Source organism: Streptomyces sp. NPDC024632 (genome assembly GCF_055559175.1).
This window is the reverse complement of record NZ_JBVHLD010000002.1, coordinates 724,099-747,623: the sequence shown is the minus strand read 5'-3', so window position 1 is coordinate 747,623 and position 23,525 is coordinate 724,099. Positions and strand designations below refer to the sequence as shown.

The 23,525-nt window shown below is 71.6% G+C and carries 17 protein-coding genes and 3 tRNA genes; 12 read left to right on the top strand and 8 right to left on the bottom strand.

Translation table 11 applies throughout. The annotated features are described in order from the left end of the window. Positions 1-90 precede the first annotated feature (90 nt). The 3 genes from ACZ37P_RS06750 to ACZ37P_RS06740 are packed head-to-tail and all read left to right on the top strand — an operon-like array spanning position 91 to position 4,822. Positions 91-2,553: a protein kinase domain-containing protein gene (locus tag ACZ37P_RS06750; RefSeq protein WP_467345194.1), complete on the top strand. Its 2,463-nt coding sequence runs from the start codon at positions 91-93 to the stop codon at positions 2,551-2,553. After that, positions 2,540-3,979 (top strand): serine/threonine-protein kinase, encoded by a 1,440-nt coding sequence (locus tag ACZ37P_RS06745; protein WP_467345193.1) that lies wholly within the window; start codon positions 2,540-2,542, stop codon positions 3,977-3,979. Before ACZ37P_RS06750 ends, ACZ37P_RS06745 begins: the two co-directional genes overlap by 14 nt. Positions 3,980-4,015: 36 nt before the next feature. Next, positions 4,016-4,822 (top strand): hypothetical protein, encoded by an 807-nt coding sequence (locus ACZ37P_RS06740; RefSeq protein ID WP_467345192.1) that lies wholly within the window; start codon positions 4,016-4,018, stop codon positions 4,820-4,822. Between the two features lie 27 nt (positions 4,823-4,849). Here ACZ37P_RS06740 and ACZ37P_RS06735 read toward each other — a convergent pair whose 3' ends face one another. After that, positions 4,850-5,806: a TIGR03564 family F420-dependent LLM class oxidoreductase gene (locus ACZ37P_RS06735; RefSeq protein WP_467345241.1), complete on the bottom strand. Its 957-nt coding sequence runs from the start codon at positions 5,804-5,806 to the stop codon at positions 4,850-4,852. Positions 5,807-6,059: 253 nt separating this feature from the next. Between ACZ37P_RS06735 and ACZ37P_RS06730 the strand changes: the two genes are divergently transcribed. The 5 genes from ACZ37P_RS06730 to purM all read left to right on the top strand — a co-directional run bounded on the left by ACZ37P_RS06730 (position 6,060) and on the right by purM (position 12,832). Next, a complete protein-coding gene (locus ACZ37P_RS06730) occupies positions 6,060-6,428 on the top strand; it encodes an effector-associated constant component EACC1 (protein ID WP_355336154.1) in 369 nt (122 codons plus the stop codon). 4 nt (positions 6,429-6,432) lie between these two features. Further along, complete coding sequence (locus ACZ37P_RS06725) at positions 6,433-9,093, top strand: caspase, EACC1-associated type (RefSeq protein WP_467345190.1); 2,661 nt, start codon at positions 6,433-6,435, stop codon at positions 9,091-9,093. A 36-nt stretch (positions 9,094-9,129) separates the two neighbouring features. Further along, positions 9,130-9,936 carry a maleylpyruvate isomerase family mycothiol-dependent enzyme gene (locus ACZ37P_RS06720; RefSeq protein WP_391159390.1) on the top strand — a complete coding sequence of 269 codons (807 nt, stop codon included), beginning with the start codon at positions 9,130-9,132 and terminating at the stop codon, positions 9,934-9,936. Positions 9,937-10,162: 226 nt separating this feature from the next. Then, positions 10,163-11,680 (top strand): amidophosphoribosyltransferase, encoded by a 1,518-nt coding sequence (purF, locus tag ACZ37P_RS06715; protein ID WP_355336160.1) that lies wholly within the window; start codon positions 10,163-10,165, stop codon positions 11,678-11,680. A gap of 54 nt (positions 11,681-11,734) precedes the next feature. Beyond that, positions 11,735-12,832: a phosphoribosylformylglycinamidine cyclo-ligase gene (gene purM, locus ACZ37P_RS06710; protein WP_355336161.1), complete on the top strand. Its 1,098-nt coding sequence runs from the start codon at positions 11,735-11,737 to the stop codon at positions 12,830-12,832. A 108-nt stretch (positions 12,833-12,940) separates the two neighbouring features. Here the strand turns inward: purM and ACZ37P_RS06705 are convergent, their stop codons facing one another. Together ACZ37P_RS06705 and ACZ37P_RS06700 are read right to left on the bottom strand one after the other, a co-directional pair. Then, a complete protein-coding gene (locus tag ACZ37P_RS06705) occupies positions 12,941-13,192 on the bottom strand; it encodes a DUF3073 domain-containing protein (protein ID WP_355336163.1) in 252 nt (83 codons plus the stop codon). A gap of 244 nt (positions 13,193-13,436) precedes the next feature. Further along, the gene (locus tag ACZ37P_RS06700; RefSeq protein WP_355336165.1) at positions 13,437-14,606 is read right to left on the bottom strand and encodes a Leu/Phe/Val dehydrogenase; all 1,170 of its coding nucleotides are present in this window, start codon (positions 14,604-14,606) and stop codon (positions 13,437-13,439) included. A gap of 234 nt (positions 14,607-14,840) precedes the next feature. Here ACZ37P_RS06700 and ACZ37P_RS06695 point away from each other — a divergent pair, with 234 nt between their 5' ends. Further along, positions 14,841-15,686, top strand: a complete 846-nt coding sequence (locus ACZ37P_RS06695) for a DUF8083 family protein (protein WP_355336167.1) — start codon at positions 14,841-14,843, stop codon at positions 15,684-15,686. A gap of 577 nt (positions 15,687-16,263) precedes the next feature. After that, the gene (gene bldC, locus ACZ37P_RS06690; RefSeq protein ID WP_003949541.1) at positions 16,264-16,470 is read left to right on the top strand and encodes a developmental transcriptional regulator BldC; all 207 of its coding nucleotides are present in this window, start codon (positions 16,264-16,266) and stop codon (positions 16,468-16,470) included. A 654-nt stretch (positions 16,471-17,124) separates the two neighbouring features. Here bldC and ACZ37P_RS06685 read toward each other — a convergent pair. From ACZ37P_RS06685 to ACZ37P_RS06665, 5 genes are all read right to left on the bottom strand, one after another. Next, a tRNA-Asp gene (locus tag ACZ37P_RS06685) sits at positions 17,125-17,199 on the bottom strand. Positions 17,200-17,302: 103 nt separating this feature from the next. Continuing rightward, on the bottom strand, positions 17,303-21,256 hold the full coding sequence (hrpA, locus tag ACZ37P_RS06680; protein ID WP_467345188.1) for an ATP-dependent RNA helicase HrpA: 3,954 nt from the start codon (positions 21,254-21,256) through the stop codon (positions 17,303-17,305). A 136-nt stretch (positions 21,257-21,392) separates the two neighbouring features. Beyond that, positions 21,393-21,466: transfer RNA gene (locus ACZ37P_RS06675), tRNA-Phe, on the bottom strand. A gap of 4 nt (positions 21,467-21,470) precedes the next feature. Further along, positions 21,471-21,545: transfer RNA gene (locus tag ACZ37P_RS06670), tRNA-Asp, on the bottom strand. Positions 21,546-21,745: 200 nt separating this feature from the next. After that, entirely contained in the window at positions 21,746-22,378 is a 633-nt protein-coding gene (locus ACZ37P_RS06665; RefSeq protein ID WP_355336171.1) for an ATP-binding protein, read from the bottom strand. Between the two features lie 24 nt (positions 22,379-22,402). On the opposite strand from ACZ37P_RS06665, the gene ACZ37P_RS06660 reads away from it, so the two are divergent. Together ACZ37P_RS06660 and ACZ37P_RS06655 are read left to right on the top strand one after the other, a co-directional pair. After that, on the top strand, positions 22,403-23,275 hold the full coding sequence (locus ACZ37P_RS06660) for a helix-turn-helix domain-containing protein (protein ID WP_355336173.1): 873 nt from the start codon (positions 22,403-22,405) through the stop codon (positions 23,273-23,275). Between the two features lie 4 nt (positions 23,276-23,279). Continuing rightward, the gene (locus tag ACZ37P_RS06655) at positions 23,280-23,510 is read left to right on the top strand and encodes a DUF397 domain-containing protein (protein WP_355336175.1); all 231 of its coding nucleotides are present in this window, start codon (positions 23,280-23,282) and stop codon (positions 23,508-23,510) included. The last annotated feature ends 15 nt before the right edge of the window (positions 23,511-23,525 follow it).

Here is a 23,525-nt window from a genome sequence, read left to right as displayed (position 1 = left end):
TTGTGAGGACCCCGCGATCCCCGCCCCGCACAAGGCGACAATTGGTGCTCCTGTGACTCCCGCCCCGGCGGCCGAGAAGGAATGAGCGCCGTGGAGCCGCTACAACCGGAGGACCCGGAGCAGATCGGGGGCCATCGGCTGCTGGCGCGACTGGGCGCGGGCGGAATGGGCGTGGTGTACCTGGGGCGTTCGCCGGGCGGACGCGCGGTGGCGGTCAAGGTCGTCAAGGCCGGGTTCGCGCGGGACGCGCGCTATCGGGCGCGCTTTCGCAGGGAGGTGGCGGCGGCCCGTACGGTGACGGGGGCGTTCACCGCGCCGCTGCTGGACGCCGACGCGGACGCCGCCGTGCCGTGGCTGGTGACCGAGTACCTGCCGGGCCTGTCGCTGCGGGAGGCGGTCGGCGCGTACGGCGGTCTGCTGCCCGCCGCCGTACGCCTGTTGGCGGCGGCCCTGGCCGAGGCGCTGGTGGACATCCACCGCGCGGGCCTCGCGCACCGGGACCTCAAGCCGGAGAACATCATGCTCACGGCGGGCGGCCCCCGCGTGATCGACTTCGGGATCGCCCGCCCCGACGGCGCCACGTCGATCACCGCCCCCGGCGCGCTGCTCGGCACGCCGGGCTTCATGTCGCCCGAACAGGCGTCCGGCGGGCTCGCGGGCTCCGACAGCGACATCTTCGCGCTCGGCGCGGTGCTGGTGTTCGCGGCGACCGGGCGGGAGCCCTTCGGCGACGGCGACCGGGCGGCCACGCTGGAACGGGTACGGCGCGCGCGGACGGATCTCACCGGGGTGACGGATCGGGGGCTGCGGGCCCTCGTCGCGTCCTGCCTGCGCCGCGAGCCCGGCGAACGCCCCAGCGCCGCCGCCCTGTTGGAACGGCTCGGCGAGCCCTCCGCCTCCGTGCAGGGCACGCGGTGGCTGCCGCCGCCGATGGCCGAGGCGGTGGACCGGCGGATGACGGGAGCGGAGCCGCCGCCGTACGCCCCGACGCCGGGGCAGGTGCGGCCCGAAGGAGCGCCGGGACCGCAGGCCGTGGCGCCGGGCCAGACGACGGCCGACCCGACGGCCGACCCGCCCGCCGGTCCGCCGCCGCTGCCGCCCGGGCCCCCGAAGCCACCCGGCACCCTCCGCGACCCGAGCCGCCGCACACTGCTGCTGACGGTGGCCGCCGCCGCCGTACCCGTCACGGCAGGGGTCGTACTGGCCGTGAGGGGCACGGGATCGGACAAGGGCTCCCCGTCGTCCGGCAAGGACCGTACGTCCGCCGACTCCGGTCGGCCGAAACCCTCCAGCGCGCCGGCCCCGTCCCCCGCCGCGCCCCCGGAAGCCACCTCGCGGTGGAAGACCAAGGTGCCCGCCAACGGGCAGGGCTACCCCGACATCTACGCCACCGGCGACGTCCTCCTCACGGCGAACGACACGGGCACCGCCGTGGCCCGCGCCCTCGACGCGCGCACCGGAAGGCAACTCTGGTCGCGACCCATTGACTTCGCCACCCAGGCATCCAAGATCACCGTCGGCGACGGCGACGGCGCCGTGTTCGTGATCGACGAGCGCGAGAACGACACCTCCACGCTGCGCGCCCTCGACCCGGCGTCGGGAGCCACCCTGTGGACCTACCGGGTGCCGCTCATGAACTTCGTGTGGGGGGCGGCGGCCACCGGCTCGATGGTCTGCGTCACGGGCGGCGACGCGGTGACGGCGTTCGACGCCAAGAGCGGCAAGGTCATCTGGCGTACGACCGTGGAAGGGCAGTACGCCACGGCGGGCGCCGGGCTCGTCCTGGTCGAGAGCACCGCGCGGGGCACCAACGCGATCACCGCCCTGTCCGCGACCACCGGCCGCGTCCGCTGGACGCACAAGCTGGCGGACCAGCCGATGGACACCGTCATCGGCGGCGACGGCTTCGTGTTCACCCACGACGCGTACGGCAACCTGTTCGCTCTCCACTCCGCCACCGGCAAGGCCGCGTGGAACAAGACGGTGGACACGCGGAGTTCGTACCGCCGCACCGGCGGCGGCCTGCTCTTCGCCGACGACGTCGACGGCCACATCCGCGCGCTGCGGGCCAGTACGGGCGCGGAGGTCTGGTCGCGCCGCATGGGCCAGGACACGGCGAGTCCGTACGGCGAGTCGACGGCGATCGGCCTGTCGGGCGGCACGCTGTGGGTCGGCACGACCGACTCCGTCGTCCACGCCCTCGACGCCGCAGGCGGCAGCGTCCTGTGGACCTACGGCGCCGACGCGATGAACGAACCCGGCGCCTCCGCCGATCCGGCGTGGGGAGCGCTGGCAGTCGGCGGGCTCGTCGTCCTGGGCACACGGGACGGCTACCTCGACGCGGTCAGCCCGCCGGACGGAATCCGGAACGGAACGCAGGACGGAAGCCGGAACGGAACGCCGGGCGCGACGTCAGGCGCCGTGACACCGACCGTCACGCCGAGTGGAGCGCCGAGCGTCGCGCCGGGCGTGACACCGACCGTCACACCGGGCGGAGCGCCGAGCGTCACACCGAGTGGATCACCGAACGGAGCCCCGAATGCTGCGGCTTGAACCCGGCGACCCCGGTACGGTCGGCCCGTACCGGACCCTGGCGCGCATCGGCACGGGCGGCATGGCCACCGTCTACCTGGCCCGCTCCCGGGGCGGCCGGTCCGTCGCCGTCAAGGTCATGCACGCCGACCTCGCCCGCGAACTCCCGTACCGCGAACGGTTCCGACGTGAGATCGCCGCCAACTCCGCCGTGGGCGGCGTCCACAGCCCCTCCGTCCTCGGCGCGGACCCCGACGCCGCCACGCCCTGGATGGCCACCGAATTCCTGCCGTCGCTCTCCCTGCGCGACACCGTCGAGCGCTTCGGCCCGCTCCCGGCCGCCTCCGTCCGCCGCCTCGCCGCCGGTCTCGCCGAAGCCCTCGCCGACCTCCACCGCAACGGGGTCGCCCACCTCGACGTCAAGCCGGCGAACGTCCTGCTGACGGCCGACGGCCCCCGGCTGATCGACTTCGGCATCGCGACGACGGCCCCGCCCGCGCCGCCCGGGACGCCGCCCGAACCCGGCCACGTATTCGTCAACGCGTCCGGCCACGCGGGCTCTTGGGGCTTCATGTCCCCGGAGCAGGTCGCGGGCGCGGCCGGTCCGCCGAGCGACGTCTACTCGTTGGGCGCGACGCTGGCGTACGCGTACGGGAGCGCCGACGGCGGGGTCGAGGACGGCGGCGGTACGGACGCGCTGCGTGCCCTCGTCGCCGACTGCCGACGGCCCGACGCCGCCGCGCGCCCGACCGCCGCCGCGCTGGTCCAACGGCTCGCCCCGGCGCCGGACGAGAGCGCGGTCCCCGCCGTCCACTGGCTCCCGCCGCAGGTCGTCACGGCCATCGACGCGAACGCGAGCGCCGCCGACAACCCGCCCGGCCTCTCGTCGCCGTCAACCGGGCCGGGGCGGCGCCGCGTCCTGCTGGGCGGCGTGGCGGCGGCCGTCGTGGCCGTGGCCGGGGGCACGGCGGCGGTGCTGGCCACGCGCTCGGACGGCTCGTCGTCCGGTGAGGGACCGGGCGGTGACGGGAAGTCGCGTACGACGCCCACGCGTTCGCGCGCGGGTGTCACCCCCACGGCCACGGCGCCCCCCACGACCCCCACGCCCTCGGCGAAGCCGGTCTCCCTGGTCTTCGAGGTCACGGGGACCGGCACCCTGACGACGGTCTCGTACGCCGTCAACGGCAAGGTGACCAGGAGCAGGAAGCCGCAGAAGCTGCCCTGGCGCAGGACGGTCGAGGTGCCGGGGGTCGCGGGCTCCGTCGGCTGGGAGATCAGGCTCACCCTCGGCTCGGGCGCGGCGCACTGCCGCATCCTGCTGGACGGCAGCGCGGTGTTCGACCAACGCGCTCCCACCAAAACGCCGTTCGGTCCGACGTATCCCACCGACATCGCGGGGGGCGGGTCCAGTTCCCTGCCGGGACCCCTCCCGGGGCTCGACGGTTAGCGTGTGCGCCCCCGGCCGAGGAGAAAGGCATTCACCATGGTGAGCAAAGTCAGCTTCCTGCCCAAGGACATCGGTAGCCTCAGCCGGGGAATTCCCGCCGCCGCGCCCGGCACGCTCTTCGTGCTCGGCCCGAGCGGCGGCATGAGTGTCGCCCCGGACGCGGACTTCGCCGTGATGTTCGGCCGCAACGAGCTGGACGTCCACGTCTGCGTCGGCACGGGCGACGCGTGCGTCAGCCGCCGCCAGGGGATCATCGCCTACGCGCACTCCCGCTGGACCCTCGGCAACACGGGCAAGCTGCCGATCCGCTTTCCCGGTTCACGTCTCGTACTCGGCGGTGACCAGGCCGAGTTGAGCACCGGCTACACCCCGCTCTTCATCGTCGCCCCGCGCCAGGAGCACCTGCTGGAGGTCCGGATCGCCTCCGCCGGCCCGCAGCCCGGCGCCGCCGTCCGGGGCTCGGCCTCCGTCGCCCACGAGCGCGAGACCAGCGACCGCGAGACCCGCGACCTCACCGACGAGGAGAAGCTGGTCCTCACCTGCCTCGCCCAGCGCTACCTCCGCAACGACCCCCAGCCCCAGCCCCTCACCTGGTCCCAGGTCGCCTACGAACTCACCGACCTCCACCCCGCCGACCCCTGGAGCGCCAAACGCGCGGCCCACGTCGTCGCCAAGCTCCGCCGCCGTCTCCACCGCGAGACCGACATCCGCGGCCTCCTCGAACACGAGGTGCCCCCGCCGGTCGGCAACGCGCTCAACCACAACCTCATCACCGACCTTCTGCTCACCACCACGATCACCAAGGCCGACCTGACCTCCTGGCCGACAGACGACGGCGAATAACGACGTCCGCCCGGTGAAGCGGCTTGGTCAGACCGCCAGTTCGCCGAGGAGCGTCCAGGTGCGCAGGCGGTCCGCCTCGCCCGCGATGTCGGTGCCCGAGAACACCACCTCGGTCGCGCCGGCGTCCCGGTAGCGCCGTACCTCGGCCGCGACCGTCTCCTCGTCGCCGATGACCGCGACGTCGGAGGCGCGCCGGCCGCCGGAGAGTTCGATGGCGCGCGCGTAGGAGGGGATCTGCTCGTAGAAGGCCAGTTGCTCGGTGGCCTTCGCCCGGACCGCGTCGACGTCGTCCGTCACCACGCCGGACACCAGGGCCACGATCCGGGGCGCGGGGCGGCCCGCCGCCCGCGCCGCCGCGGTGACGGCCGGGACGATGTGCTCGCTCAGGGCGCGCGGCCCGGCCAGGTAGGGCAGGATGCCGTCGGCGAGTTCCCCGCTGACGCGCAGGGCCTGCGGCCCCATCGCGGCGACCAGGAGCGGAACACCGCCCTCGGCGCCCGGCACGCGCGCGGGGACCGGGGTGGCGGCGGTGAGCAGTTCGCCGTGGAAGTCGGCGGCGCCGGTCTGCGTCAACTGCCGCAGGGCGGTGAGGAATTCGCGCAGGCGGGCCACGGGCCGCTCGAAGGGGATGCCGAATCCGGCCTCGGTCAGCAGCTTGGTGCCGAGCGCGAGCCCGAGGTGGTAGCGGCCGTGCGTGGCCGCCTGGGCGGTCTGGGCCTGGCTGGAGACCAGCAGCGGGTGCCGCCCGAAGACCGGGATCGCGGAGGTGCCGACGTGGAGGCCGGGCACCTCACGTCCGACGATCGCGGCGAGCTGCGGCGAGTCGGCGCCGAAGGTCTGCCCGAACCAGGCCGAGCGCAGGCCGTGGGCCGCGGCCTCACGGGCGAGTTCTACGGTGGCGTCGACCTGGTTCGCCGCCTCGGACGCGTGGAGTGTCACTCCTACAGTCATGGTGGTGAGAACCCCGCGCTCCTGACCAGGTATTCCGCCGAGTGTGACGGCGTCGTGTCAGGTGTGTGAACCGGGGGCGGAAGGACACCGGGCCGGGTCGCGGTCGGCCGGCGTCCGGCCCCGCCGGCCCGCCCGCGGCGCGCGTCCGCACCGGCCGACCGGCTCACTTGTGGCGAACCGGTGCCGGGCGCGCGCCCGGCTGTGACACGATCCGGTGAGACCGTGTTCTGGTGGGCGCGGGAACGGACGCCGGGGGGTGGCGGTAGTGCGGTTGAGTATTGCGGCGGTGGACGAGGACGGGGCCGCTGAGCTGCGGGAGCTGTCCGAGTGGCTGCGCACCGACGAGGACGGTCCCGACGAGGTCCGGCTGGCGACGCGGACCGGCGGTAAGGCCGGGGAGATGGGCCCCGTCGAGGTCATCGACCTCGTGCTCACGCACGCCGTGGCCCTCGCCAACCTCGCCGTGGTGTACGCCGGTTGGTGGAAGTCGCGGGCGCCGCGCCCGCCGGGATCGGGCTTCACCTTCACCCGTGAATCCGACGGGCTGACCGTGACCGTGTCGGGGCAGGACGGTTCCGAAGAGGCCGTACGCCGCCTGCTGGCCGTCCTCGCGGAGCCGCAGCAGCCGCCCGCGGGGCCGCCCGAGGTGGAGTAGGGCCGTGGAACTCGCCGACCCGCTCCGCTCGTACGCCGTCCTCATCGGCTCCTCGACCTTCGCCGACCCGGGCCTTGACGACCTGCCGGCCGTCGCGAACAACCTCGCCCGCTTAGGGGAGTTGCTCGAAGACCCCACCGTCTGGGGCCTGCCGCCCGACCGCTGCGTACGGGTCCCGGAACCCGCGTCGCCGGGCGAGGTGCTGGACGCGGTCCACGACGCGGCCCGCAGGACCGAGGACACGCTGCTCGTGTACTACGCGGGCCACGGCCTCAGCGACGCCGACGGCCTGCTGCTGACGCTGCCGTCCACCGACCCCCAACGCCCCTACACCTCGGTCGGTTTCGACTCCGTGCGCCGCGAAGTCCTCACCGCCCGACGGGACGCGAACCGCATCGTGATCCTCGACTGCTGCTACAGCGGCGGCGCGCTCGTCGGCGGCATGAGCGGCGGCGGCGCGGCGAACGCACCGGTCGAGATGGCCGAGCAGACCCGTATCGCCGGGTCGTACCTCCTCACCGCGAGCGCCGCCACCCGCAAGGCGCTCGCCCCGCCCGGCGAGACCTACACCGCCTTCACCGGCGAGCTGATCCGCCTCCTCGACCAGGGCCTGCCCGGCGGCGACTCCCTGATCGAGGTCACCAGCGTCTACGAGCGGCTGCGCGGCGAACTCCTCGCCAAGGGACGGCCGTTGCCGCAGCAGCGGCTGAGCAACACCGGCCGCACGCTGGCCATCGCCCGCAACCGGTACGGGGCGGCGCACGCGGCGCCGCCGCCGTCCGAGACGCTGCCGGGCCCGAAGCCCGCCCCGCCCGCCCTCACGATCCCGGACGACCTGAAGGAGGCGCTGCGAGGAAAGCCCCGCGCCCTCGCGAGGGAGTACGTGCGGTTGGGGCAGACCGAAGGCGGACGCGCGCACGCCCGGGAACTGCTGCGCCTCGCGGGCGCGTTGCGGCCCCCGCAGGAGGTCGCGGCGCTCGTCGCCCTTCTGAACGGGGACAGTTGGGGCATCCCCTTCCAGGAAGTCGCCGCGCGCGGCCCGCAGGCGGTCGTGGAGTGCCTGGAGGCGCTGTACGCGGTGGACGGCGCGGAAGAGGCCCCGCACGGGCTGATCGAGGTGGTGACCACCCAGATCCCCGAAATCGTCGTGGGCACGGTGCGGGCGCTGCGCGCCGCCGGATACCCGGCCGAGGCGGACCGGCTGCTGTCCAGGACGGTCGCGGAGAACGCGTACACCGAGTACGTCCTCGGCCTGCTCGGCGCCCTGTGGTCCGCGGAGCTGGACGCCGACGCCGACCGCGTCCTGACCGAGGCCACCACCGAGTCGGACGAGGAGGCCGTACGGTTCGCGGACGCGCTGCTGACGATGGGCCGTCGGCAGAAGGCGTTCGAGCTGTACGTGCGGGCCGCGGCGGTCGTCGTCCGAAGGTCGCCGGGCGACCTCATCCGTGTCCTCAAGGCGTTGGACGAGGAGCGGGAGGAGGAGCGGACCGGGGGCCGGCCGCCCGAGGCGGCGGACGCGCGGATCGTCCTGCTCCAGGGATTCGCGACCACCCTGCTCGACACCGCCGTCGCGGAGGCCGAAACACCCGCCGGGCTGGCCGAGTTGTGCGAGGCGCTGTGGAGCGCGGGCATGGAGGGCCGCGCGCTGATCGCGCTCGCGGCAGCCGCCGAGTCGTACGACGCCCCCGCCGTCGTGGAGCTGGCCGACGCCCTCCGTGAGAGCGGCCACGCGGACGGCGTACGCCACCTGATGCGCGCCGCCGCTTTCACGCATCCCGTCGAGACGACCCCCTACTTCGTGGAGGCGCTGCGCGACATGGGCTGGCCGGTGGACGCCAACCGGCTGCTCGCCACCGCCCTGACCCGCTCGCCCGAGGAGATCGCGGCGCTGCTCGCGTCGTTCGGGCCGGGCCGGGAGCGGGACCGCGCCCAACTGGTCACGGCCGTCAACAGCCGCCCGGTCGCCGACCGGCTCCGGCTCCTCAGCGGTCTGCTGGCAGCGCCGGGCGACTACGAGGACTTCCTCGCCTCGGTCGCGCTCCTGCCGGACGAGGACTTCCTGGAGGTCCTGGAGGCGCTGCGCGCCGCCGACGACCCGACCGCCCTGGTCACGCTGTTCCGTTTCCAGATCCGCGCCGACCCGATGGGAGCCGCGAGGCGGCTGCTCTTCCTCATCGACAACGCGGAGGCGTTCGGCGTCGAGAGGGCGGTGCTGGCCGCGCTCGCCGCCAAGGAGCGGGACGGCGACAGCGAGCTGTCGGTCGCCGAGGTGAGCCGTCTGGTCGGTCCGACCGCCGCCCTCGAAGCGCGCGTCTACGCCACCGCCGCGTTGTGGGCCGCCGGATACGGCGAGCAGGTCCGCACCGCCCTGTCCCGCCAGCACTACGTGGCGACAGGCACCTACCTGGTGAGGTGGCTCGTCGCCCTGCACGACCACTCCCTGCCGGAGTGCGTCAACGCGGTCATCGCCAGCCGCTCCCTCACCGAGAGCAGCCCGCCCATCCTGGCCGACCTCGTCGCCGGTCTCGCCGAGGCGGACATGAAGGACGCCGCCACCTTCGCCCTCAAGCGGTACGCCTTCGCTCTCGGCCCCCAACAGGTCAGCGCCCTCGCCCGCCGTCTCGCCCTCATGCCCGCCCTCCCGGCCCCGTCCCGCCGATGACCGTCGCTGTCAGTGGGCCCGTATAACCTCGGGCGCATGCCCGTTGAACGGCGCCGACGCGCGCGGACGTATGAGCCCGACCGGACGTGGGGGGCGCTCACCGCGCAGGCGGGGCATCTCCGGTCGGCCGTGAGCGCCCTGACGGGGGAGCGGCTCCAGCGGGAGAGCGGGCTGCCCGGCTGGGACGTACGGACGCTCGTCGCGCATGTCGTACGGCAGACCGTGGTGCTGCCGCGTTACGTGGCCGAAGCCGTGCCCGCCGGGAAAGGGCAGCTGACCGACCTGGACACCTGGGCCGTCTCGACGGCCGGGATCGCCGACCGGCTGGACGCCACGACCAAGGAGGCCGCCGCGGCCATGGGGGACCCGGCCGAGGCGATGGCGGCGGCGGCCGAGGAACTGGCCGGGTGCAGGGAGCGGGCGCTGCGGACGGATCTGGTGGTGCCGGACGTGTTCGGCGGGATGCGGGCGCTGGACTTCACCGTGACGCGGCTCGTGGAGCTGGTGGTGCACAGCGACGACCTGGCGCGGGCGACCGGCGTGGACGTGCCGCTGGACCGGCACGCCGTCGCGGCCGTCGTCCGGCTGCTCGCGGACGCGCTCGCCGCCAAGGCGCCGGGCAATTCCGTGGAGGTCCGCGTCCCGCCGTACGCGGCGGTGCAGTGCGTCGAGGGCCCGCGGCACACCCGGGGCACGCCGCCGAACGTCGTGGAGACCGATCCGCTGACCTGGATCCGGCTGGCGACCGGCCGTACGACCTGGGCGCGGGAAGTGGACGCCGCGACCGTGAGCGCCAGCGGCGAGCGCGCCGACCTGGACGCGTACCTCCCCGTCCTGGGCTGACCTCCCCACCGGACGACGATCCGGCCCCCGGGACCGGCGGCACCCGGAGCCGACCCGGCCCCCCGGGACCGGCGGCGCCCGGAGCTGCCCCGCCCGGACCGGTGGCACCCGAACGGCGGGGCCCACGTCACATGCCCTTGCCCCGCAAGGCACTACGCGCATAGAACCTGGAGATGCAAGGGTCGCCCGTTCGGACGATGGGCAATCCTGCCCTAGACTCGTGAACGTGCCTCGTGGTGATGGACGACTCAGCCACGACCTGCTCCCCGGTGAGAAGGGCCCCCAGGACGCCTGCGGCGTTTTCGGTGTCTGGGCCCCCGGTGAAGAGGTCGCCAAACTCACCTATTTCGGGCTGTATGCCCTGCAGCACCGCGGTCAGGAGTCCGCGGGCATCGCAGTGAGCAACGGCTCCCAGATTCTGGTCTTCAAGGACATGGGCCTGGTCTCCCAGGTCTTCGACGAGACCTCCCTCGGCTCGCTGACCGGCCACATCGCCGTCGGCCACGCCCGCTACTCGACCACCGGCGCCTCCGTGTGGGAGAACGCGCAGCCCACCTTCCGCGCCACCGCCCAGGGCTCCATCGCCCTCGGGCACAACGGCAATCTGGTCAACACGGCCGAGCTGGCCGAACTGGTCGCCTCCCTCCCGCAGGGCCCGGGGCGGGCCACCAAGGTCGCCGCCACCAACGACACCGACCTGGTCACCGCGCTGCTCGCGGGCCAGGTCGACGACGAGGGCAACCCGCTCTCCGTCGAGCAGGCCGCCACGAAGGTGCTGCCGCAGGTCAAGGGCGCCTTCAGCCTCGTCTTCATGGACGAGCACACCCTGTACGCGGCCCGCGACCTCCAGGGCATCCGCCCGCTGGTCCTCGGCCGCCTGGAGCGCGGCTGGGTCGTCGCCTCCGAGACCGCCGCCCTCGACATCTGCGGCGCCAGCTTCGTCCGGGAGATCGAGCCCGGCGAGCTGATCGCCATCGACGAGAACGGCCTGCGCACCTCCCGCTTCGCCGAGGCCGCCCCCAAGGGCTGCGTCTTCGAGTACGTCTACCTCGCCCGCCCCGACACCGACATCGCCGGGCGCAACGTCTACCTCTCCCGCGTCGAGATGGGCCGCCGTCTCGCCAAGGAGGCCCCGGTCGACGCCGACCTGGTGATACCGACTCCGGAGTCCGGCACCCCGGCCGCCGTCGGGTACGCCGAGGCCAGCGGTATCCCGTACGGCTCCGGGCTGGTCAAGAACAGCTACGTCGGCCGTACGTTCATCCAGCCGTCGCAGACCATCAGGCAGCTCGGCATCCGGCTCAAGCTCAATCCGCTCAAGGAAGTCATCCGCGGCAAGCGCCTGGTGGTCGTGGACGACTCGATCGTCCGCGGCAACACCCAGCGCGCCCTGGTCCGGATGCTCCGCGAGGCGGGCGCCGCCGAGGTGCACGTACGGATCTCGTCGCCGCCCGTGAAGTGGCCCTGCTTCTTCGGCATCGACTTCGCCACCCGCGCGGAACTGATCGCCAACGGCATGACCGTGGACGAGATCGGCACCTCGCTGGGCGCGGACTCGCTCGCGTACATCTCCATCGACGCCATGGTCGAGGCGACCACCATCCCCAAGGACAACCTCTGCCGCGCCTGCTTCGACGGCGTGTACCCGATGGACCTGCCCGACCCGGAGCTGCTGGGCAAGCAGTTGCTGGAGACCGAACTGGCCGGTGGCGCGGACGCCGCGGACGCGCTCCGCCGCCCGTAGGCTCCGCGGCAGCCACGCAGCCCTCCGCACGAACGACACGAAGGTTCCCCAGCTATGTCTGAGTCAACCGGCGCCGCCTCCACCGGCGCTGACTTCTCCGGTGCCAGCTACGCCTCCGCGGGCGTCGACATCGAGGCCGGCGACCGTGCCGTCCACCTGATGAAGGAGTGGGTCCGCAAGGCCACCCGCCCCGAGGTGGTCGGCGGGCTCGGCGGCTTCGCCGGACTCTTCGACGCCTCCGCGCTCAAGCGGTACGAGCGCCCGCTGCTCGCCTCCGCGACCGACGGCGTCGGCACCAAGGTGGACATCGCCCGCCGTATGGGCGTCTACGACACGATCGGCCACGACCTGGTCGGCATGGTCGTGGACGACCTCGTGGTGTGCGGCGCGGAACCGCTGTTCATGACCGACTACATCTGCGTCGGCAAGGTCTACCCCGAGCGGGTCGCGGCCATCGTCAAGGGCATCGCCGAGGGCTGTGTGCTCGCGGGCTGCGCGCTGGTCGGCGGCGAGACCGCCGAGCACCCGGGGCTGCTGGCCGCGGACGACTTCGACGTGGCGGGCGCGGGCACCGGAGTGGTCGAGGCCGACCAGGTGCTGGGCGCGGACCTGATCCGGCCCGGTGACGCGGTCGTCGCCATCGAGTCGTCGGGGCTGCACTCCAACGGTTACAGCCTGGTCCGGCACGTGCTGTTCGACCGGGCGGGCTGGTCGCTGGACCGGCAGGTGCCGGAGTTCGGCCGCACGCTCGGCGAGGAGCTGCTGGAGCCGACGAAGATCTACTCGCTGGACTGCCTGGCGCTGACCCGTACCACCGAGGTGCACGCCTTCTCGCACATCACCGGCGGCGGGCTCGCCAACAACCTGGCGCGGGTCGTCCCCGACCACCTGCGGGCCACCGTCGACCGCTCCACCTGGGAGCCCGCGCCGGTCTTCGGACTGGTCGGGGAGCTGGGCGGCGTCGAGCGCCTGGAGCTGGAGAAGACGCTGAACATGGGTGTCGGCATGATCGCCGTCCTGCCGCAGGAGTCCGTGGACGTCGCGCTCGCGACCCTCGCCGACCGGGGCGTCGGGGCCTGGGTGAGCGGCGAGATCACGGCACGCGAAAGCGGCACGGCGGCCGTCGAACTGACCGGCGACTACGCGCGGTAGAGCGGTGGGGTCCTCAGCGCCGACGAGCCGACGACGAAACCCGGTCCGGGGCGGGACCCCGGACCGGGCCGACGTGACATGCGGTGATGTGCGTCTACGTGACAGGTGTCAAGCGTGACGGCGCTGGGGGGATGACTCGGACTCGTCGTCCTCGTCCCCGTCGTTGTTGTAGCGATCCGCGTACTGTGCGTACGGGTCGTCATCCTCGTCGTCATCGTCCTCGACAGGCTCCGGATTGACCGGAAGCGGTGACGATGCGCCCAGCTCGTCGGCCAGACGTGAGAGATCCGTGCCGCCGCTGTTGTACTTCAGCTGGCGGGCGACCTTCGTCTGCTTGGCCTTGGCCCGGCCGCGCCCCATGGCTCGACCCCCTTAACGGCGGGGCTCAGCGGCCCCGAGTCTTGACACGCGTTCATGATTCGGAGCGGCCTCCCCGGAGAGAGACCGGTCCGTAGGCCCACAACGGTACCTGCTTCCGACGCCGCACGGTACGTCGCCCGCACGACACGCGTCGGAACAGGGGTCGTTCACGGCCCTGTTCTGCCTGGTCAGGGCCGATTTTACCTTCTTCTAGCGCGAACTTGCTATCGGGCCGTGCTGTCGGTCACGCGGACCCCTCCGGACGCAGCCATTCCGAAGCCGGTGTACGGTCCGCGATCCGCTGTTCCGCGAGCCTGTCCGCGGCCACGGCCGGGGGGACGCCGTCGGTCCTGGCCCGGTCGAAAATGGCCAGAGTCGTGTCGTAGATCTTCGTGGCCTTGGTCTTCGCGCGGTCAAAATCAAAACCGTGCAGCTCGTCCGCGACCTGGATCACGCCACCGGCGTTCACCACGTAGTCCGGCGCGTAGAGGATGCCGCGATCGGCGAGGTCCTTCTCGACGCCGGGGTGGGCGAGCTGGTTGTTGGCCGCGCCGCAGACCACCGTGGCGGTCAGCGCGGCGACCGTCGCGTCGTCCAGGGCGCCGCCGAGCGCGCAGGGCGCGTACACGTCGAGCGGGGTGCGCACCAGCACCTGCGCGTCGCTCACCGAGGTGACCCGCGGGTGACGGGCGACGATCCGGTCGACGGCGTCCGCGCGGACATCGGTGATCACGACCTCGGCGCCGTCCTCCAGCAGGTGCTCCACCAGGTGGTGGCCGACCTTGCCGACGCCGGCCACGCCGACCCGGCGGCCGCGCAGCGTCGGCTCGCCCCACTGGGTCTTCGCGGCGGCGCGCATGCCCTGGAAGACACCGAAGGCGGTGAGCACGGAGGAGTCGCCGGCGCCGCCGTTCTCCGGCGAGCGGCCGGTCGTCCAGCGGTTCTCGCGGGCCACGACGTCCATGTCCGCGACATACGTGCCGACGTCGCACGCGGTGACGTACCGGCCGCCGAGCGAGGCCACGAACCGGCCGTAGGCGAGCAGCAGTTCCTCGGTCTTGAGCGTGTCGGGGTCGCCGATGACGACGGCCTTGCCGCCGCCGTGGTCGAGCCCGGCGAGCGCGTTCTTGTACGACATGCCGCGGGAGAGGTTGAGCGCGTCCTCGACGGCCTCCTCGTCGGAGGCGTAGGCGTGGAAGCGGGTGCCGCCGAGGGCCGGGCCCAGGGCGGTCGAGTGGAGCGCGATGACGGCCTTGAGGCCGGTTGCGCGGTCCTGGCACAGGACGACCTGCTCGTGCCCGCCCTGTTCCGATCGGAACAGTTTGGCGAGGACGGTCGACGCGGTGGAGCCGGTCGACTCGACTGACGAGGAGCGGTCGGTCTGTCGTACGTCGGTCACGGTGGTGACTCCCATAGTCCAGTTTTTCCGGGCGAACCCGGTTGGCCTTGCTGGCCTCCGGCTCCCCGTGCGGGTGGCGGGAGGCCGGATATGCAGAAGGGTAGGCCCTGGGCGGGCGATCATGGGACCGCGTACATGTGTGGGTTTCCGGTGATCCCGCGACGGTTTTTCACAGTGGCCGGGATCACCTCCGGGGCGGGGGGTCGCGTGGGACGATCGGAGCATCAAGGCCGTGACGAGGGAGCGGGTGTGGGCGGTTCACCGGTACTGGTCCCGTACGCGGCCTATTTGCGGGTCTACGAGCCCCTGGCGGCCTTTCCAGAGCCCGAACGCACCCACTGGTACCGGTATGCGTCGGCCGGGCTGACGCGTACCGCTCAGGACGAGCTACGGCAGTCCCTGGCCGACCTCCTGCCGGTGCCCCCGGTGGCCGTCCCGGTGCACGAGAGCGGCGACGCCTTCGTGGCCGTGGTCTCCGGCGTCACCCACATCTGCCCCTGGCGCACCCGGCTGCGCGGCTGGCTCGCCCTGGAGAACGTGGGGGAGCTGCTGCCCGAGCCGGTGCTGGACGCGATGCTGCCGCCGGTCGTACGCCGGCAGGCCGCCGCCGACCACGAGAGCTGGCGGGAGCGGAATCCGGACGCCCGGCCGTGGATCCGCTCGGCCACCTGGCACGTGCCGGTGCGCTGGTTCGCCCTCGTCGGGGACGACGAGCGGGAGTACGAGCCGTCGGGCGCGGGGGAGTCGAAGGAGCCGCTGCTGCGGTACCGCACGCCCATGGTCCAGGCCAGGCGGCGGGTCGCGCGGGCGCTGCGGGTGCTCAAGGACGCCCTGGACGAGGGCCCGTTGATCGACGGGCTGATCGATGTGGGGCGCTGGCTCGAGGAGTTCCACCCGCGCTCGCTGGTCGAGCTGGACTACGGCGGCCTGGTGCACGTGATGGGCCAGGACACGCTCGCGGAGGACCGCTCGGCGGCCGATGTGGCCGAGGGGCTCGCCGCGCTGCGGGCCGGGGACTCGGCGGCGGCCGGGGTGGCGTACGAGCGGCTGACCGACCGGTGGCGGGCGGTCAGGGAGCTTCAGTTCTCCAGTTGAGGGCAGGCGGGACGTGACGCGGGTCACGGTCGGGGCTCCGGCGGAATGTGCGCCGAAGCTCTGGCCCTGGCATCGACTCCGCGTTCGACGCATGGGCCGATGTGACCTTCGGCGCAGGGTTCGCGGGTCCTCTGTTGTCTCGTTGTGTCTCTTCCGCCTCTCAGCTTGCCTTTTGGCATCGAGAGCGGCGGTAATGGCCCAAGCGTGACGGAGAGCACGTAAGCGGACTCTTGCCTGCATCACCATGTCTCGTGTCAAAATGGGACATCGGGTCCTCCTCGGACTCGTTTCGAAGGTGGGGATGGGGCAGATGATCAGGTTGTGACTGATCGTCACGTTGGTGTGACTGTCCGCTATGGCATGGTCCATCGGCTTCCGCCGAGCTTGAACACCTGAGAGGGCAATTCCATCGGTTTGGCCGACGAGGCTGGACGGATGGTGTAGTTGTAGTGCCGAGGACAAGCCGTTCGTCCTATTACCGACTCGGCCCGCGTCTGCCATTTCGGGCAACGTGGGTCAAGGTGCAGAATTTAGAGGAAAGAACCGCGTTGGTTCGGTTCTCTCGAGGAGGCCGCTCATGACCGCTCGCACCCCTGATGCCGAGCCGTTGCTAACCCCTGCTGAGGTCGCCACCATGTTCCGCGTCGACCCGAAGACGGTCACGCGCTGGGCAAAGGCCGGCAAGCTCACATCCATCCGCACGCTCGGCGGGCACCGCCGCTACCGCGAGGCGGAGGTCCGCGCGCTGTTGGCGGGCATTCCGCAGCAGCGCAGCGAGGCCTGACAGCCCTTTTGGGCGGCCAACGGGGCCCCCACCCCATACGTCGCCCGGCCCGAAGGCCACCTGCCCCCATCAGGGACGCCGGAGGGAGCTACGAGCTCTACCAGCTCCACCCAGCTTCACCAAGACCGCATCGGACTCCGCCGGGTCCGATGCGGTCTTTTTCGTGCCCGCGGCGGCCCGGGGCGGTGCGGGGTCATGTGGGGCCGCGCGGGCGGTTTGTGGGCGTTCCGTGCGCGCCGGGGGCGTGGTCTGTGGGGTCCTGGGGGCGGTTGCGTGCTAGCGCCGGAGTCGTCCCCAGGGGGGTGCAATTGCACATATTAAATCGAGAGCCTTCCGGAGGGCGTCGAGTTCCCCACTCCCGAAACGGGTTTCCGTGACTCCCGTCACACGCTGGGCTCTTGTGGATCTTGATCCCCGTGCGCTAATGAACTCCCCCCGGTGCGGAGGGAGTAGGCCGAGAGCGCTCTCCGCGCCGACGCCGATGCCCCGCCCGCGGCGGTACGAGGAGGCCGTAGCGGGCGCGGCTTCGGGGGACAGCGAAAGGGCCCGCACCTTGAGGAGGCACGGGCCTTGCGACGTACTGTTGTGCGGTCTGCGGGGACAGCGAAAAGACCCGCACCTGAGCAGGTGCGGGTCTAGTGGCAGACGGTACGGCGGTCCTGACGGGATTTGAACCCGCGGCCTCCACCTTGACAGGGTGGCGAGCACTCCAAACTGCTCCACAGGACCTGGTGTCACAGCCTGTTGGGCTCGGCTGCGAGACAGACTGTACAGCAGGTCAGGGGGTGGGGTCGAACTCGTTGCCGGGGGGCGGCCGGGCGGTGCGGGGCGGTCAGGCCCAGGCGTCGTCGAGGGCCTTGAAGACGCGTTTGTCGGAGACCGGGAACGCCGTGCCCAGCGCGTGCGCGAAGTAGCTGACGCGCAGCTCCTCGATCATCCAGCGGATGTCCCGCACCGCGGCCGGCACCGGCCGCCCGGCCGGCTGGGCGGCCAGCAGCTCGCCGTACTCGGCCTGGATCTCCCGGACCTTCTCCATCCGCGTGGTGTCCCGCTGGACCCCCGTCGGCATCTGCTGGAGGCGGCGGTCGACGCCGACCAGATACCGCATCAGGTCGGGCAGCCGCTTGAGCCCCGCCTCGGTCACGAAACCGGCGTGCACCAGGCCCGCGAGCTGCTCCCGTACGTCCTGGAGGTTGGCGACCAGCGCGAGGCTCGTGGTGTCCTTCAGGCGCCGCTCGCAGGACTGCCAGGCGGCCAGCACCTGCTGGACCCGCTGGACGCTGCGCGAGGTCAGCTCGACCAGATCGGCGCGGACCGCGTCGTACAGCTTGCGGAAGGACTCCTCGTCCCACGCGGGCCCGCCGTGGTCGGCGATCAGCCGGTCGGCCGCGGCGGTCGCGCAGTCCTCGAAGAGCGCCTGCACGCTGCCGTGCGGATTGCGCGAGAGCGCCAGCTTCTGCTGGTTGGACAGCTTGTCCGCGGCGAACTTCGCCGGATTCACCGGCACGTTGAGCAGGATCAGCCGCCGTGTGCCCCGCCACATCGCCGCTGCCTGCTCCGGCTCGGTGTCGAAGAGCCGTACGGCCACGGTGGCGCCCTCGTCGACGAGCGCCGGGAACGCCTTGACGGGCTGGCCCGCGCGCCGCGCCTCGAAGGTGCGCGGCAGCGCGCCGATCGTCCAGTCGGTGAGCCCGGTGCGCTGCTGGACCGAGGCCAGCGCGGGGTCGGAGGCCGACTCGAAGGCCCTGGTGATCGCCTCCCGCGTCTTCGGCTTCAGCCGCAGCCGCAGCGCGTCCAGGTCCTTGTCCTCGGCGAGCTTGCGGCGCCGCTCGTCCACCACCCGGAAGGTGATCTTCAGATGCTCGGGCACCTTGCCGAGGTCGAAGTCCTCCCCGGTGACGGGCACCCCGACCATCTTCTGCAACTCCCGCGCCAGCACGGACGGCAGGGGGTCGGGCCCGGCGACCGCGCGCTCCAGGAACTTCTTGGCGTAGTTCGGCGCGGGGACGTAATGCCGGCGGATCGCCTTGGGCAGCGAGCGGATCAGCTCGGTGACGACCTCCTCGCGCAGGCCCGGGATCTGCCAGTCGAAGCCGTCGGCCGAGACCTGGTTGAGGACCTGGAGCGGGATGTGGACGGTGACGCCGTCGGCGTCGGCGCCCGGTTCGAACTGGTACGTGACGCGGAATTTGAGCGCGCCCTGCCGCCAGGAGTCCGGGTAGTCGTCCTTGGTGACGGCCTCCGCGTTCTCGTTGATCAGCATGGAGTGCTCGAAGTTCAGCAACTCCGGTTCTTCGCGCCGCTTCTGCTTCCACCAGGAGTCGAAGTGGGCGCCGGAGACGACGTCCTCCGGCAGCCGCGCGTCGTAGAAGTCGAAGAGCGTCTCGTCGTCCACGAGGATGTCGCGGCGCCGGGCGCGGTGCTCCAACTCCTCGACCTCGCCGAGGAGTTTGCGGTTGTCGTGGAAGAACTGGTGGTGGGTGCGCCAGTCGCCCTCGACCAGCGCGTTGCGGATGAACAGCTCGCGGGAGACCTCGGGGTCGATCCGGCCGTAGGTGACCTTGCGCTGGGCGACCAGCGGGACGCCGTAGAGGGTGACGCGCTCGTACGCCATCACGGCCGCCTGGTCCTTCTCCCAGTGCGGCTCGCTGTAGGTGCGCTTGACCAGGTGCTGGGCCAGCGGCTCCACCCACTCCGGCTCGATCCGCGCGTTGACCCGCGCCCACAGCCGGGAGGTCTCCACCAGCTCGGCCGACATGATCCAGCGCGGCGGCTTCTTGAACAGCGCCGAGCCGGGGAAGACGGCGAATTTCGCGCTGCGGGCGCCCAAGTACTCGTTCTTGTCGGTGTCCTTGAGCCCCAGGTGCGACAACAGGCCCGCCAGCAACGACTGGTGGACCCGTACCGGATCGGCCGCGTCGTCCTCGGACCTGGGCTCGGTGACCGTGATGCCCAGGGACTTGGCGACCGTACGGAGCTGGCTGTAGATGTCCTGCCACTCGCGGATGCGCAGGTAGTTCAGGAACTCCGAGCGGCACATGCGGCGGAAGGCCGACGAGGACAGGTCCTTCTGCCGGTCGCGGACGTAGCCCCACAGGTTGAGGAAGGACAGGAAGTCGCTGGTCTCGTCGCGGAAGCGGGCGTGCTGCTGGTCGGCCTGCGTCTGCTTGTCCGCGGGGCGTTCGCGCGGGTCCTGGATGGACAGCGCCGCCGCGATCACCATGACCTCGCGCGCGCACCCGTTGCGGTCGGCCTCCAGCACCATACGGGCGAGCCGCGGGTCCACCGGGAGCTGCGAGAGCTTGCGGCCCAGCGGGGTCAGCCGCTTGCGCGGGTCCTTCTCCTTGGGGTCCAACGCGCCCAGCTCTTCGAGGAGTTGGACACCGTCCTTGATGTTCCGGCTGTCCGGCGGGTCGATGAAGGGGAAGCGCGCGATGTCGCCGAGCCCGGCCGCCGTCATCTGGAGGATGACCGAGGCCAGGTTGGTGCGCAGGATCTCGGCGTCGGTGAACTCCGGCCGGGACAGGAAGTCGTCCTCGTCGTACAGCCGGATGCAGACGCCGTCCGACGTACGGCCGCAGCGGCCCTTGCGCTGGTTGGCGCTGGCCTGGCTGATCCGCTCGATCGGCAGCCGCTGCACCTTGGTGCGGTGGCTGTAGCGGGAGATCCGGGCGGTGCCGGGGTCGATCACGTACCGGATGCCGGGGACGGTCAGCGACGTCTCGGCGACGTTCGTGGCCAGCACGACGCGGCGCCCGCTGTGCTGCTGGAACACGCGGTGCTGCTCGGCCGACGACAGCCGCGCGTACAGCGGCAGCACCTCGGTCGAGCGGAGGTTCTTCTTGGTCAGCGCGTCCGCGGTGTCTCGGATCTCGCGCTCGCCGGAGAGGAAGACCAGGATGTCGCCCGGCCCCTCGGCCTGGAGTTCGTCGACCGCGTCGCAGATCGCGGTGATCTGGTCGCGGTCGTCGGCCCCCTCGTCACCGTCCGCGCCCTCGTCGGCCAGCGGCCGGTAGCGGACCTCCACCGGATACGTCCGGCCGCTGACCTCGACCACCGGCGCGTCCCCGAAGTGCCGGGAGAAGCGCTGCGGGTCGATCGTCGCCGAGGTGACGATCACCTTCAGGTCCGGGCGGCGCGGCAGGAGTTGGGCCAGGTAGCCGAGGATGAAGTCGATGTTGAGGCTGCGCTCGTGCGCCTCGTCGATGATGATCGTGTCGTACGCGCGCAGCTCGCGGTCGGTCTGGATCTCGGCGAGCATGATGCCGTCGGTCATCAGCTTGACCAGCGTGGAGTCGCCGACCTGGTCGGTGAAGCGGACCTTCCAGCCGACCGCCTCCCCGAGCGGTGTCGCCAGCTCCTCCGCCACGCGCTCGGCGACGGTACGGGCCGCGATCCGGCGCGGCTGGGTGTGGCCGATCAGGCCGCGCACCCCGCGGCCCAGCTCCAGGCAGATCTTCGGGATCTGCGTCGTCTTGCCCGAGCCGGTCTCGCCCGCGACGATCACCACCTGGTGGTCGCGGATCGCCGCCAGGATGTCGTCCTTCTTCTGGCTGACCGGCAGCGCCTCGGGATAGCTGATCCTCGGCACGGCGGCGCGGCGGGCCGCCAGCCGCGCCTCGCCCTTGTCCATCTCGGCGGCGATCTCGGCCAGCACCGCGGCCCGCGCCTCCGGCTTGCGGATACGGCGGGCGCCGTCGAGTCGGCGGCCGAGCCGCTGCTCGTCGCGCAAAGTCAGCGACGGCAGCCGTTCGGCGAGATCAGCGGAGGTGGGTTGGGTAGACATACGCGGTCCAGGATCGCATCTGCGGCGGGCGCGCGGCGAACGCATTTCCCCGCGGCGGTACGCACGGTGACGGTGGGGCGCATGGCGCACGGGAACGACGTAGGCCCCGTCCGGAGACGGGGCCTACGTCGTGCGGTGGCTGGGGCCGGGGTCGAACCGGCGACCTACCGCTTTTCAGGCGGTCGCTCGTACCAACTGAGCTACCCAGCCGCAGCGGTCCTGACGGGATTTGAACCCGCGGCCTCCACCTTGACAGGGTGGCGAGCACTCCAAACTGCTCCACAGGACCAAGCTTGTGCGGGATAATTCTCGCACAGGATCTCGGGTGCTCCGTACCGCTTGTCCGCCGCTGATCCGGGACCAGAAAGTGACCGCAGGATCACGCTGGGACAGGGGCACGTCGCTGGATCAGCGTAGCAGACCCCCGAGGTGGTCCTTTTCGGTGAGCGGGCGGCGCGGGGTGCCGGTGAGCGGGCGAGGGCGAGGCCGTCAGACCGTCTCGTCGCGGAACACCGCGCGCACGATCCGGCCGATGCCGTCGCGGCCCGGAGCCACTTCCCACTCGTCGCACACCGCGTCCACCAGCAGCAGCCCGCGGCCGTTGACCTCATGGGTGCCGCTGTCGCGCATCACCGGGCCCTCGCCGACGTTTCCGTGGTCCTCGACCTCGATACGGACTCGTACGCCGTCCCGCCGGACGGAACAGATGACGGTCGGGCTCGTCGTATGACGCACGGCATTGGTGACGAGTTCACTCACCAACAGAGCGGCCGTATCGCAGGCGTCCAGCCCGCATCCGCGCGCGGTCAGATATGCGCGCGCACGGCGCCGGGCCTCGGAAACCGACGCGCCGCATGCCAGCAGTTCGAATGTGCAGCCGTCGGCACGGGGGCGGGGCGTACGGGAAGCGGAGCCAATGCCGGGAGTAGTCAGACGGGAACTCACGGTATCGGTGGTAGGTGAACCCACAGCGGAGATTCCTCTCCATCGCGTGTGCGTGAACGTGGTCACCTGGCCACTATGCGCCCCGACGCGCTCAGTGGGCAAGGTTAATCTTGATAATTTCACCGAGAAGGCAATCGAGGTGTGGATATCACTGAGGGGGTGGCACACTTCTCCCATGGACTCGGTGAGAGGAGCCGGGGCGTGACCGCTGCGCAGTCGTCGGGCGGCTCGACCGTTCGGCTGATGGTGCTCGGCAGACGATTGCGCGACCTGCGGGTCGCCGCCGGGAAGTCGTTCGAGGACGCCGCCGTCGTCCTCGACGTGGCTCCTCTGACGATCCGACGCATGGAGCTGGCCAAGGGCAAGTGGAAGCTCCCCTACGTCAAGACGCTGCTGGAGGAGTACGGCGTCCCGGGCGACGAGGCCAGGACCTTCCTCGCCCTCGTCCGCGAGGCCAACCAGCCCGGCTGGTGGCACCGTTACCGGGACGCCCTGCCCACCTGGTTCAGCGGTTACGTCAGCCTGGAGGAAGAGGCCAGCCTCATCCGGGCCTACGAACCCCACTACATCCCCGGCCTGCTCCAGACCGAGGAATACGCGCTGACCGTGCTGCGGGCCGGCCTCCACGACGCGGAGGAGAAGGCCGCCCAGGAGGTCGAGCGCCGGGTCGCCGTCCGCAAACAGCGGCAGCAACTGCTCACCTCCGCGAATCCGCCCGAATTGTGGGTGGTCATGGACGAGACCGTGTTCCGCCGTCCCATGGTGCCCGCCGAGATCATGCGGGCCCAGATCGACCGCCTCATCGAAGCGGCCGAACAGCCGAACATCAAGCTTCAGGTGATGCCTTTCGGCATCTGCGCGCACGAGGGCATGTACGGGTCGTTCCACATCTTCCGATTCCCGCACGAGGAGATCTCCGACATCGTCTATGTCGAGAATCTCGTCGGCGCCGTCTATCTCGACGAGTACGACGATGTCACGACGTTCCAGGAAGCCCTGGACCGTATGTGCGCCCACGCCCTGCCAGTACAACGCACCGGAGAATTCCTCGGTGCCATTCGCAAGGAGCTCTAGGCCAGTGAATCGCATACACAACGCTGTTCTCACGCTGGGAGCGGAAGGCTGGCACAAGCCGTGGAGCGGGAGCAACGGCGGCAGTTGCGTGGAGGTCCGCAGGCTTCCCGACGGCCGTTACGCGGTCCGCCAGTCCACTGATCCGGAAGGTCCCGCGCTGATCTTCACGCAGATCGAACTCGACGTCTTCTCCCAGGGCTGGGAGGCTGGACAGGCCAGCCTCCCGGTTTCCTGACGCTCATCACTTACT